The 11,503-nt window shown below is 62.0% G+C and carries 12 protein-coding genes; 10 read left to right on the top strand and 2 right to left on the bottom strand.

Annotated features, from left to right (window positions below):
• Nucleotides 1–333: site-2 protease family protein (locus WBV42_RS07945; protein ID WP_423985546.1), on the top strand; the 333-nt coding region annotated here is incomplete at its 5' end.
• A gap of 12 nt (nt 334–345) precedes the next feature.
• On the opposite strand, the gene thiL is transcribed toward WBV42_RS07945, so the two are convergent.
• Nucleotides 346–1,251, bottom strand: coding sequence for a thiamine-phosphate kinase (thiL, locus tag WBV42_RS07940; RefSeq protein ID WP_423985545.1), 906 nt, complete (start codon nt 1,249–1,251; stop codon nt 346–348).
• A gap of 81 nt (nt 1,252–1,332) precedes the next feature.
• Here thiL and WBV42_RS07935 point away from each other — a divergent pair, with 81 nt between their 5' ends.
• The 6 genes from WBV42_RS07935 (at nt 1,333) to WBV42_RS07910 (ending at nt 5,158) form a co-directional block, all read left to right on the top strand.
• Entirely contained in the window at nt 1,333–2,382 is a 1,050-nt protein-coding gene (locus WBV42_RS07935; RefSeq protein ID WP_423985544.1) for a lysylphosphatidylglycerol synthase transmembrane domain-containing protein, read from the top strand.
• Nucleotides 2,383–2,440: 58 nt separating this feature from the next.
• On the top strand, nt 2,441–2,896 hold the full coding sequence (locus WBV42_RS07930; protein ID WP_423985543.1) for a 30S ribosomal protein S19e: 456 nt from the start codon (nt 2,441–2,443) through the stop codon (nt 2,894–2,896).
• Nucleotides 2,897–3,021: 125 nt separating this feature from the next.
• Nucleotides 3,022–3,363, top strand: a complete 342-nt coding sequence (locus WBV42_RS07925) for a DNA-binding protein (protein ID WP_423985542.1) — start codon at nt 3,022–3,024, stop codon at nt 3,361–3,363.
• Nucleotide 3,364: 1 nt separating this feature from the next.
• Entirely contained in the window at nt 3,365–3,964 is a 600-nt protein-coding gene (locus WBV42_RS07920) for a DUF7411 family protein (protein WP_423985541.1), read from the top strand.
• Nucleotides 3,965–4,099: 135 nt separating this feature from the next.
• A complete protein-coding gene (gene truA, locus WBV42_RS07915; protein WP_423985540.1) occupies nt 4,100–4,891 on the top strand; it encodes a tRNA pseudouridine(38-40) synthase TruA in 792 nt (263 codons plus the stop codon).
• Nucleotides 4,892–4,921: 30 nt separating this feature from the next.
• Nucleotides 4,922–5,158 (top strand): hypothetical protein, encoded by a 237-nt coding sequence (locus WBV42_RS07910; RefSeq protein ID WP_423985539.1) that lies wholly within the window; start codon nt 4,922–4,924, stop codon nt 5,156–5,158.
• Here WBV42_RS07910 and WBV42_RS07905 read toward each other — a convergent pair.
• Nucleotides 5,155–6,489, bottom strand: a complete 1,335-nt coding sequence (locus WBV42_RS07905; RefSeq protein WP_423985538.1) for a M28 family peptidase — start codon at nt 6,487–6,489, stop codon at nt 5,155–5,157. The two genes, WBV42_RS07910 and WBV42_RS07905, sit on opposite strands and share 4 nt — an antisense overlap.
• 100 nt (nt 6,490–6,589) lie before the next feature.
• Here WBV42_RS07905 and pepF point away from each other — a divergent pair, with 100 nt between their 5' ends.
• From pepF to WBV42_RS07890, 3 genes are all read left to right on the top strand, one after another.
• On the top strand, nt 6,590–8,380 hold the full coding sequence (gene pepF / locus WBV42_RS07900; protein ID WP_423985537.1) for an oligoendopeptidase F: 1,791 nt from the start codon (nt 6,590–6,592) through the stop codon (nt 8,378–8,380).
• A 145-nt stretch (nt 8,381–8,525) separates the two neighbouring features.
• Nucleotides 8,526–9,749, top strand: a complete 1,224-nt coding sequence (gene pan2, locus WBV42_RS07895; protein ID WP_423985536.1) for a proteasome-activating nucleotidase Pan2 — start codon at nt 8,526–8,528, stop codon at nt 9,747–9,749.
• Between the two features lie 347 nt (nt 9,750–10,096).
• A complete protein-coding gene (locus WBV42_RS07890) occupies nt 10,097–11,389 on the top strand; it encodes a glucose-6-phosphate isomerase (RefSeq protein WP_423985535.1) in 1,293 nt (430 codons plus the stop codon).
• Nucleotides 11,390–11,503 lie beyond the last annotated feature (114 nt).

The following is an 11,503-nucleotide window of genomic DNA, read 5'->3' as shown; positions in this document are numbered from 1 at the left end:
TTCGTCACGTTCCTCAATCTCATTCCGGTCGGGCAACTCGACGGCGGCCACATCGTCCGCGCGATGATCGGCGAGCGCCAGGAGAGCATCGCCGCGCTCGTTCCGGCCGTTCTGTTCGGTCTCGCCGCCTACGTCTTCTACGTCCTCGACGTCAGCAACGCGACGGTACTCTGGGTCATCTGGGGCTTCCTCTCGATGTTCTTCGCGTACGTGGGTCCCGCGACGCCCATCGACGACGGCAGTCTCGATACCCGCCGCAAACTGCTCGGATTGCTCACGTTCGTCCTCGGCATCCTCTGTTTCACGCCGACGCCCATCAGAATCATCTCCTGAGTCGAGGACGCTCTACTCTCCGTCCGTCCGCCCGTGCGTGTACCCACGGTCGGGTAACGGTTCGCCATCGATCGTAATTTTCGGCTCCGAACCGTCTCCCCCGTCAGTGACTTCGCCGACGACCGAAATCGGCGTCGGCGCGGCCGTCCGTGCGTCAGCCAACCGCGATTCGGGAACGGTGAACACGAGTTCGAAATCCTCGCCGAAGAAGAAGCTCAAATCACGTTCGTCCCCCTCATCCGACGCAACCTCCCGAACGCTTTCGGCGACGGGAATCGATTCGCCGTCGAGTTCGAAACCACAGCCACTGGCTTCGGCGAGTTGATGGACCGACCGCGCGAGGCCGTCGCTCGAATCCATCATCGCGGTCGCAAACGGGGCGAGTGCCCGTCCATCCTCGACCCGTGGCTGGAACCGAAACAGATCGTTCGCTCGTTCCACGTCACCCGCTTCGAACAGTCGAAGGGCCGCGCCGCTTCGGCCGAGCGTTCCGGTGACACAGAGCAGGTCGCCTCGGGTCGCTCCCGAACGCAAAACGGGGTCGTCAGTTCGACCGAGGACGGTCGTGGACGTGGTGAACTCCTCGAACGTGTCCAAGTCGCCGCCGACGTACCGCGCGCCGACGGACTTGCAGACGTCGCTCGCACCCTCGACGAAGGATTCTAGTTCCGCCGGTTCGAATTCGGGGGCCGCGTAGACGGCGACGCCAGCGACCGCGCTTGCACCCATCGCCGCGACATCGGAGAGGGACGCGCCGACTGCTCGCCAGCCAGCGGTGTATCGGGTCGTTCCACCCGGGAAGTCCGTCGTCTCGTGGAGCATGTCCGTAGTCAGCACGTGTCCGTCGATGACGGCGGCGTCATCTCCCGCGTCGGGGAGCTCGCCCGCAAGTAGCCGGAGCGCGGCGCGTTCGTCCATACACGTGGTTTGCTCGCGGCGGGGGAAAAAGCCGAACGGTCTTCGTTGGCTTCAAGCCACCCCCGCGATATTAGGAACGTGATGCGTCTCGACTTGGGTGACATGCGAACGATAATCGTCGGCTTCGTAGCGGCGATTGCCGTTCTGCTCGTCATCTTTTCACTCGCTGGTATCAACGAGATTATGACGTCGCTCACGATGGCCGATGGACGAATCGTCATCGCCGTCGCCGTCGTCGCCCTAGCGTGGCTTTTCTCGTGGTCGATGTCGCTCCGTACCGTCCTCCGGGTTCTCGGGATTCGTATCACCGTGCTGCGCGCGTTTTCGCTCTACGCCGGTGCGACGTTCGCCAACAACGTCACTCCGTTCGGGCAAGCGGGCGGCGAACCGTTCGCCGCGCTGCTCATCTCGCGGACGACGAACGCCGATTACGAGTCGAGCCTCGGCGCTATCGCCAGCGTGGACTCCATCAACTTCGTCCCGTCCATCTCTTTCGCGCTCGTCGGTGTGGCCTACTACGCGACAGTGCTCACGCTCGGACATGCCCTCGTGATGGTTGCGCTCACTCTCGTCGCAGTCGCCATCGCCGTTCCTATCGTCGCAATCCTCGCATGGCGGAACCGTAACCAAGTCGAGATGAAGATTGCCGACATCGTCGTGAGGGTCGTCGGTGGCTTGGCCCGGTTCGTGCCGCGGCTCACGCCGACGAGCAAAGCGGCGGTAGTTCACCGCCTTCGAGGGTTTTTCGACGCTATCGAACGCGTCGCAGGGAACCGTCGTGGCCTCGCGCTTTCGATGTTTTTCTCGGCGTTCGGATGGTTTCTCTCGGCGGTGTCACTCTGGCTGTCGTTTTACGCGCTCGGATACACCGTTCCGTTCGCGGCCGTTCTGTTCGTAATCCCCCTCGGAAGTATGGCCAGTATTACCCCACTTCCCGGTGGTCTCGGCGGAGTCGACGCCGTGCTGGTTATCCTACTCGTCCCCATCGCCGGGGTCTCAGCGACGACGGCGAGCGCGGCAGCGCTGATTCACCGCGGGGCGACGTACTTCCTTCCGGTTCTCATCGGCGGTTCGACGACGGCGATGTTGGAAGCCGACAACGCGAAGACCGGCAGCATCAGGAGCGACTGACGGTAGGTCCCTACTCCGTAACGATGGCTTTAAACGCCGTCGCAAGGAAATCTGTCCTATGACGACGCTCTACGACGTTCCGGCGGATGCGCTTATCGACGCGCTCGCCGACGACCTCGAAGAACGATTTGACCGACCGGACTGGGCAGAATTCACGAAGACGGGTTCCCAGCGCGAACTGCCACCGGAACAGGAGAACTTCTGGTACATCCGCGCCGGAAGCCTCCTTCGAAAGGTCGCCATGAACGGCCCCATCGGTGTCGAGCGCCTCTCGACCGAATACGGCGGCAGCAAGGACGGTTCGAACCGCTACGCCGTCGCCCCGAGCCACCGATCGGACGGCAGCAAGAAGGTCATCCGAATCATCCTCCAACAACTCGAAGAGGAAGACCTCATCCAGTCCAACGAACACCGCGGCCGCGAAATCACGGCTGACGGTCGAAGCCTTCTCGACGACACCGCCGGGGAAGTCCTCTCCGACCTCGACCGACCGGAACTCGAACGCTACGCCTGAACCATCGACGTTTTCCCGTTTTCCACCCCCGACCAGTCATCGGTATCCGATTTCTCGCCTCGCGCCGTGCGGAACGAAACGTCCGTAATTGTTTTTGGTCGTGCGGGGTAAACAACCGATAAGAGATGAGTGGAAATCCCGACGACGAACGATTGGAAGAGCTTCGAAAGCAGAAAATGGAGGAGCTACAGGATCAGCAACAGCAAGAAGAAGCTCAACAGCAAGCACAACAGCAAGCGAACGCCCAGAAACAGGCGTTGCTTCGACAGTACCTGACCGACGGCGCGCGAAAGCGACTGAACTCGGTTCGCATGAGCAAACCGCAGTTCGCGGAACAGGTCGAACAACAGATACTGGCGATCGCACAGAGCGGCCGTATCAACGGAAAAATAGACGACGCGAAGATGAAGGAGTTGCTACGCGAACTGAAGCCCGAGAAGACGAGCTTCAACATCAAGCGCCGCTGAGATGGAGCTCGGACTCCTCTACAGCGGTGGCAAGGATTCGACCCTTGCCGCACTCATACTGGACGACTTCTACGACATCACCCTCGTAACGGCTCACTTCGGCGTCACGGACGATTGGAAACACGCCCGAGACACCGCCGAGGCGACCGGTTTCGACTTCGAGGCGGTCGAACTCGACCGGGAGGTCGCGGACGAAGCCGTCGAGCGGATGGTCGAGGACGGTTATCCGCGAAACGGCATTCAACACGTCCATCTCCACGCGTTGGAAGCCGTCGCAGCGATGGGGTTCAACGCGATCGCCGACGGCACGCGCCGTGATGACCGCGTGCCGACCGTCTCGCGTGCACAAGCCCAGAGTCTCGAAGACCGCCACGGTATCGACTACATCGTTCCACTCTCCGGATTCGGCCGGGGTGCCGTCGACCGTCTCGTCGCGGCGACGCTCGACGTGGAGTCCGGACCGAGCGACGAGATTCGGAAGGCCGACTACGAGGCCGAGCTTCGAACACTCCTCGCGGACGGACACGGGGACGAGACCATCGCCGACGTGTTCCCCGCCCACGAACAGACCTACGTTACGGGATTCACCGGGGAACGTTAACCCCGGATTTCGAATATACTCCGAGGATACTCGATTCGAACAACGGCCCTGTTTTCCGGTACGATTTCCCAGCGAACCTCCGCAGAGGCGGTAACAACCGACGAACTAAAGGCTCGGCTCGTGTACCGACTGTCGATGCGCGCCTTTCGAGTCGCCTACGACGGTAGCCCGTTTTACGGATTCCAGCGACAGCCGGACGTCCCGACCGTCGAGGATACCCTGTTCGATTCCCTGTGTGCCCTCGGCGTCGCGGACAACGTACCGGAGGGGTACGCCGCCGCCGGAAGAACCGACGCGGGCGTGTCCGCCCTCGCACAGACGGTCGCCTTCGAGTGCCCCGAGTGGCTCTCCCCGTCGGCGTTCAACAGCGAACTCCCGGGCGAGATTCGCGTCTGGGCTAGCGCGGACGTCGATCCGGCGTTTCACGCGACTCACGACGCCTACTACCGGGAGTATGTCTATCATTCACATGCGCCACGAGCCAACCTCGGGCTGGCAAAGGAGGCATCGAGACGGCTCTCGGGCGAACACGACTTTCACAACCTGACCCCGGACACCGAGGGAACCGTCCGCGATCTCGATATCGACGTGCTCCAGGACGACGAATACCTCGTCTTCACGTTCCGTGCCAGTGGCTTCGCCAGAAACCTCGTCCGGCGGATCGTCTCGCTGATTCACGCCATCGCGACCGGCGAGGAGGAGATGGCGAAGATCGACCGCGTACTCGCGTCGGAACCGCTCGACGGGAAGGAAGGCGTTCCGTGTGCACCCGCCTATCCGCTCTACCTCGCCGATGTGGGCTACGATCTCGAATTCGCGGTGGACGGCGCGGCGACGAAAAGCCTCCACGACGTGTTCGGCGACCTCCGAGTGGAACGGCGGACGAGGAGTCGCGTGGCGCGGGACATCTGTCGAACTATCGAATAGATATATACCGAACTCCCCCTTCTTTTCAGTATGGTTAATGATGGATTGCTGTGGGAAGTAACGGTAAATATCGTGCTGGGGCTGTTGGCGATGTTTTTGGGACGAACGCTCGGCGTGTTCGTGATGGGAGCGTTCGGGTTCCTCGGAACCGTCATCTTCGCCCTCCTCGCACTCGCGTCGCTCGTCGGTGGCGTATATCTCATCGTTCGCGGACTTGCAATACTCGTCGAAGAGATCGTTCGGGCGGAAATCACGAATCGAGCCTAGTTCCAGCCGTCGGGCCAGATACCCGCCGCTCGCATCCCCTCCTCGTACTCCTGTTCACGGAGGTTTTCCACGATTTCGTCCGGTTTCGGACGCGGAATCTCGTCGCGCGATGCGACCTCCCGGATCAACAACGCCGCCAGCATGGCGTGTTCGCGGAGGTTGCGGTCGTCGACCTTGTCCCGCGTGTCGGCGTGAGTGTGACCCCAGCCACGTCCCCGAAGGCCGGGTGCGCTGACGTCGGCTTCACTGTGGAGTTGGAGCGCCGGAACGCCTGCCTTCAGGAACGGCCAGTGGTCGCTGAACGGATGGACGCCCTCCTGAATCGAGATCGGTTGGTTCGCGTCATCGGAGACGGTTTCGATCACCGAACGCATCGTCTCGGAGCCGTGCATGTACGCCCGCATGTCACGGAATCGACCGGCACCGTCGACGTTCACGACGGCTTTCGTCCGCTCCGTATCGAGCGATCCGACCAACGCTTGTGCGCCCAGTAACCCGATCTCTTCACAGCCGACGCCCACGACTCGAACGCGCGTGTCGAGGTCCATCTTCGCGAGCACGTGGGCCGCCGCGACGACGGTGGTGATGCCACAGCCGTTGTCGAGTGCTCCCTCCGCGATGTCGTGTGAATCCAAGTGGGCGACGACGACGACCTCCTCGTCGGTCTCGGGACCGAGTTCCGCCACGGCGTTGTGACTGGTTCCCGGTTCGGTCGTCGCGTCGACGACCAGCCTCGCGGTTGCGCCCGTTTCGGCGTACTCGGTCAACCACGCGCCGGTCTCCTTGCTAACGCCGACGGCGGGAAGAGCGGCTTCGTCCCCGAACGTGAGCGAACCGGTCGGCGGAAGCTGTCCCGGAACGTGATTGTGGAAGATGAACGCTTCCGCACCCGCGGCGGCGGCGTGTCCGAACTTTTCCATTCGATGGATGAACCGGCTTCCGTCGGGCGTCGTCGTGCTGGCGACGGCAATCTTTCCGGCCACGTCGACCTCGTCTATGTCCTCGGGCATACCGTGACCGACGTCTACCAGTTCTCCCTGCACGTCACCCGCCAGCGAGTACGGGAGCGCGATGGTTTCGAACGACCGTTCGACCGGGTCGGTAACCGCGAGTTCGGCCGACCCGCGGGTCCAACAGTTCATGTCGAACGCTTCGGTATGTGCGTTTCGTGCCCCGGCACGTTCGAACGCCTCCACGACCAGTTCCGCCGCTCGTTCCTCACCGGGATGGCCACCCATCCTGTTTTCGAGTTCGGTCAGTTTCGTTAAGAAGGTCCACGGATAGTCGTCCTGCCACATTTCGCCGAGCGCGCGTGCCGTCTCGTCGGTCATACAGCCACTGCGTCGTCATCGGTTAAAAACCTCGTTTCAGCGGAAATCCCCTCATTCCGGAATATCAACGTTTACGGCGGGGCTAGTCGTAGGTCGTGGTATGAGTTCTGTTCCCGAACGGAGCGATATCGACGCCCAATACAAGTGGGATCTGGAGAGTATCTACGCGACCGACGACGAGTGGGAGGACGCATACGAGGACGTGGAGGAGCGGCTAAACGAACTCGAAGAGTACGAGGGACAGGTCACCGAGGACGGCGAGACGCTCCTCACGGTACTTCGACTCACCGACGAACTCGGACGCGAAGTGTCGATGGTCGCTTCCTACGCTCGAATGCGAAGCGACGAGGACACGTCCAACCAGGAGTACCAAGCACTCGCCTCGCGTGCCCAGTCGCTCGCGTCCCGTGCGGGAAGCGCGACGAGTTTCATCGAACCGGAGATTCAGTCGCTCGACCGCGAGGAACTCGACCGGATGATCGCGGAAACGGACGGACTCGAGGAGTACGAACACGCGTTGGACGACACGATTCGGATGAAAGAGCACACCCGCTCGGCCGAGATCGAGAACCTGCTCGCGGAGTTCGGCGAAGTCACCGGCGCGCCGAACGAGATTTACAGCATGCTTTCGAACGCCGACATGACGTTCCCGACGGTCGAAAACCCCGACGGGGAGTCGGTCGAGATCACCCAAAGCAACTTCGTCAACCTGCTCAAAAATCAGGACCGCGAGTTCCGTCAGACCGTCTACGAGAACTACTTCGACGAGTGGAGCGACGTTCGGAACTCGGTCGGTGCGGCGTACAAAAACAGCGTCAAATCCGACGTGAAGTACGCCCGCGCCCGGAACTACGAGACCGCACGCGAGGCCGCGTTGGACGGCCCGAACGTCCCCGTCGAGGTGTACGACAACCTCCTCGATACCGTTCGTGACAACCTCGACAAACTCCACAAGCACGTGGAACTCAAACGCGAGAGTCTCGGCGTGGACGAACTGCAGATGTGGGACGTGTACATGCCGATGACGGACACCGAAAGCCCGGACCTCGATTACGACCAAGCGGTCGAGTACGTCGTGGACGCGGTGGGAGTGCTCGGTGACGACTATCAATCGCGTGTCGCCGAGGGGATCGAATCACAGTGGGTCGACGTGTACGAGACGAAAGACAAGCGGGCGGGTGCCTACAGCGGCGGAACCTACGACACCCAGCCGTTCATCCTGATGAACTATCAGGACGACATCTCCTCGATGTACACGCTGGCACACGAACTCGGTCACTCCCTTCACTCGCAGTTGACGAGCGAGGAACAACCCTACGCGTACAGCGGGTACGAGATCTTCGTCGCCGAAGTCGCCAGCACCGTCAACGAAGCGCTGTTGACCCACCACCTCCTCGAAACGGTCGAGGACCGCGACCTCCGCCGACACATTCTGAACGAGTATCTGGAACGGTTCCGTTCGACGCTCTACCGACAGACGCTGTTCGCCGATTTCGAGCACCGAGTCCACCAGCTCGCGGAGAACGACGAGGCGCTCACACCCGATAGGATCGACGGGGTGTACGGCGACCTGAAGCGCGAGTTCTACGAACCGGCTGTCGTCGACGACCGAATCGAGCGCGAATGGATGCGTATCCCACACTTCTATCGTGCCTACTACGTCTACCAGTACAGCACGGGGATCAGCGCCGCCGTCGCACTGGCTGATAAGATTTTGGAGGAAGGCGAACCCGCCGCGGAACGGTATCTCGACTTCCTGCGTAACGGGTCGCGCGAGTACCCGCTCGAACTGCTCCAAGGTGCGGGCGTCGATATGAGTTCGCCCGAACCCATTCAGCGTGCGCTGGACGTGTACGGTGAGCGACTGGACGAGATGGAAGAACTGCTCTAACGCGCGTCGTTTTTTCCACTCGTCAGCGCTTTTTTTGCGTGGAATTTCCCGGCAATCCGCGCCGATAGATGCAGCTATACCAACTTTGTGGATACCCCGCGACCCAAAGGCACTTTTAATGTGGCGCCTTACGGACGAATAACAAATGTCACGTAGTCCATCCGTTCCCGACCGTCCGACGCTTGAACTGGACCCGGACATGTCCGACGATGAGCGCCTGTCGGCGCTTCAAGATCATTTTACGGATATCACCAAAGTCAACGACAAACTGCGTGAGCGCGTCGATGCGGCCGCGGAGCGACACGAGAACCTCTCCGAAGAGGTCGACAAACTACAGCGCGAAAACGAGATGCTGAAAACGACTTCGCTGTACGTCGCGACCGTCGAGGACGTTACCGACGACGGCATCATCATCAAACAACACGGCAACAACCAGGAAGTGCTGACCGACGTGGCGGTCCAGATGCGGTCCGACATCGAGGCAGGGGACCGCGTCGCGGTCAACGATTCGTTCACCATCCAACGGGTGTTGGACACCGAAAAGGATGCCCGTGCACAGGCAATGGAAGTCGACGCGTCGCCGAGCGTCACCTACGAGGACATCGGTGGCATCGGCGACCAGATTCGGGAAGTCCGGGAGGCGGTCGAGGAACCGCTCGTCAACCCGGAACAGTTCGAGGAGGCCGGTATCGAACCGCCGAGCGGCGTCCTCCTCCACGGGCCGCCGGGAACCGGGAAGACGATGCTGGCGAAAGCGGTCGCCAACGAAACCGACGCCACGTTCATCAAGATGGCCGGGTCGGAACTCGTCCAGAAGTTCATCGGCGAGGGTGCGAAACTCGTCCGCGACCTGTTCTCGCTCGCGGCCGAACGCGAACCCGCCGTCATCTTCATCGACGAAATCGACGCCGTCGCCTCGCGGCGCACCGACTCGAAGACGTCGGGCGACGCCGAAGTCCAGCGGACGATGATGCAACTGCTCTCGGAGATGGACGGCTTCGAGGACCGTGGCAACATCCGCATCATCGCGGCGACCAACCGCTTCGACATGCTCGACAGCGCCATCCTCCGCCCCGGTCGCTTCGACCGCCTCATCGAAGTGCCCAACCCGGACGCGGAGGGCCGTCGCCGTATCCTCGAAATCCACACCCAGCGCATGAACCTCGCCGACGACGTGGACTTTGACCGCCTGTCCGAGGAAACCGACGGCTTCAGCGGTGCGGAGATAGAGAGCCTGACCACCGAATCCGGCATGGTCGCCATCCGCGACGAGCGGACCGAAGTCACCATGGCCGACTTCGAAGACGCGCTCGAAAAGATGGAAGCCGGTGACGACACGACGGTCCCGAACCTGCGGTACGCCTACTAAGAACCCACCTTTTAACCACCACCTTTTGCTGCGGTCGCAGGCCGAAACGACGACTACTGTCGTCGTTTCGGCTGGCTCCCTGGCAAAATCTGGACCAAAACATCGGTGCTCCCTTCGAGGCACTTCGTGCCTCTCCGGTCCGCGCCGAGTCCGTTCGCTTCGCTCACGGGAAGTAACGAGGAACCTGCGGTTGCGTCGATTGCTGTTCTCTGGCTGTTGTGTCCGTTCAAGAAACGACGACGGTTGTCGGGACGGGAGTCTCGACGGAACGCCGACCTACCGTTCGGGAACTATTTTCCCGCCTCGAAGGGGGTGTCTTTTTTACGTCCGACGGTGGGGAATTTCGTATGCGAGTTGATCTCGGCAACGCTCTCGACAGCGTCGCCTCGCCTGGCGTCTCGCGCGACACATTGTCCCGATTGGACGACCGCGTCGCGGACGCCCACGAGCGAATCGAAACCGGACGAGCGAACGACGAACACGGCTACGCGGCTCTGAACCTTCCGGAGACGACGAACCCGGAGGAGATTCGGACCGCAGTCGAACCGTTCGCCGACGTCGAGACGGTGCTGACGGTCGGCATCGGCGGCAGCGCGCTCGGCGCGGCGACGCTCGCGCACGGGTTGGAGTCGGACGTGGACGCCTACTTCCTCGACAACGTGGACCCCGAACACGTCGCGTCCCTGCTCGACCGAATCTCGCTCGCCGACACCGCGGTCAACGTCGTCTCGCGTTCCGGAACGACGGCGGAGACGCTGGCGAACTTCCTCGTCGTCCGCGACGCGATGGAGTCGGCAGGCGTGGATTGGACCGAGCAGACGTTCGTCACGACGGGCGAAGAGGGGAACCTCCGCGACCTCGCCGACCGTCACGACCTGCCCGCGCTCGACGTTCCCGACGGCGTCCCGGGTCGATTTTCGATGCTCTCGACGGTCGGACTGGCGTGTGCCGCGATCCAGGGCCACGACATCGAGGCGGTCCTCGACGGCGCGCAGGCCGAGGCTGACCGACTGTCAGGGTCGCTGTTCGAGTCGCCAGCGTACGCCTACGGGGCCATCACCTACGCGCTGGACGAACGCGGCGCGGGGGTCAACGCGATGATGCCCTACGCCGAATCGCTGGAGACGTACGCGGAATGGTTCGCGCAACTGTGGGCCGAAAGTCTGGGGAAGGACGGTGTGGGACAGACGCCGGTGCGTGCACTCGGTGCGACCGACCAGCACTCACAACTCCAACTGTACCGGGCCGGACCGTCGGACAAGATGGTGACGTTCGTCCGCCCGACGGAACGGGAGGACCGTTCGATTCCCGAGACCGACCTCCCCGGTCTCGAATATCTGGGCGGGAGCAGCCTCGGAACGTTGCTGTCGGCCGAGTTCGAGGCGACTGAGGCGAGTCTCGCGGCGTCCGGGCAACCGAACGTCCGTCTGGAAATCGACCGCGTCGACGAGTACGGACTCGGCGAACTCTGTTACTGCTTGGAAGCGGCGTGTGTCCTCGCAGGCGAACTGTACAGCGTCGAGACCTTCAACCAACCCGCCGTCGAATGGGGCAAGCGCGCCGCCCGCGGCCTTCTCGGTGGCGGTGAGTTCGAGGAGGCGGAAGCGGTAGCCGAGAAATCAAGATTGGTTGTCGAATAACTCACGCGTTCACAAAGCATATACCGGACCACGGATTTTCATTCGATATCAACTGCGTCGTCCCCTAAACGGCGCGTTCCAGTATGAACAGACGAAAATCACTCTGTATGGCAC

Origin of the sequence: Haladaptatus sp. (assembly GCF_049589095.1) — an archaeon.
GTDB lineage: Archaea > Halobacteriota > Halobacteria > Halobacteriales > Haladaptataceae > Haladaptatus.
Note: the sequence above shows the minus strand (reverse complement) of the source record. Positions and strands in the feature narration are given on the sequence as shown.

What these genes read in the sequence shown, in the direction of transcription:
- WBV42_RS07905 (WP_423985538.1), bottom strand. Translation starts at nt 6,489, where the DNA reads ATGACCGACGAGACGGCACGCGCGCTCGGCGAAATGTGGCAGGACGAC.
- truA (WP_423985540.1), top strand. Translation starts at nt 4,100, where the DNA reads ATGCGCGCCTTTCGAGTCGCCTACGACGGTAGCCCGTTTTACGGATTC.
- WBV42_RS07930 (WP_423985543.1), top strand. Translation starts at nt 2,441, where the DNA reads ATGACGACGCTCTACGACGTTCCGGCGGATGCGCTTATCGACGCGCTC.
- WBV42_RS07935 (WP_423985544.1), top strand. Translation starts at nt 1,333, where the DNA reads ATGCGTCTCGACTTGGGTGACATGCGAACGATAATCGTCGGCTTCGTA.
- WBV42_RS07890 (WP_423985535.1), top strand. Translation starts at nt 10,097, where the DNA reads ATGCGAGTTGATCTCGGCAACGCTCTCGACAGCGTCGCCTCGCCTGGC.
- WBV42_RS07920 (WP_423985541.1), top strand. Translation starts at nt 3,365, where the DNA reads ATGGAGCTCGGACTCCTCTACAGCGGTGGCAAGGATTCGACCCTTGCC.
- WBV42_RS07925 (WP_423985542.1), top strand. Translation starts at nt 3,022, where the DNA reads ATGAGTGGAAATCCCGACGACGAACGATTGGAAGAGCTTCGAAAGCAG.
- pan2 (WP_423985536.1), top strand. Translation starts at nt 8,526, where the DNA reads ATGTCACGTAGTCCATCCGTTCCCGACCGTCCGACGCTTGAACTGGAC.
- WBV42_RS07910 (WP_423985539.1), top strand. Translation starts at nt 4,922, where the DNA reads ATGGTTAATGATGGATTGCTGTGGGAAGTAACGGTAAATATCGTGCTG.
- pepF (WP_423985537.1), top strand. Translation starts at nt 6,590, where the DNA reads ATGAGTTCTGTTCCCGAACGGAGCGATATCGACGCCCAATACAAGTGG.
- thiL (WP_423985545.1), bottom strand. Translation starts at nt 1,251, where the DNA reads ATGGACGAACGCGCCGCGCTCCGGCTACTTGCGGGCGAGCTCCCCGAC.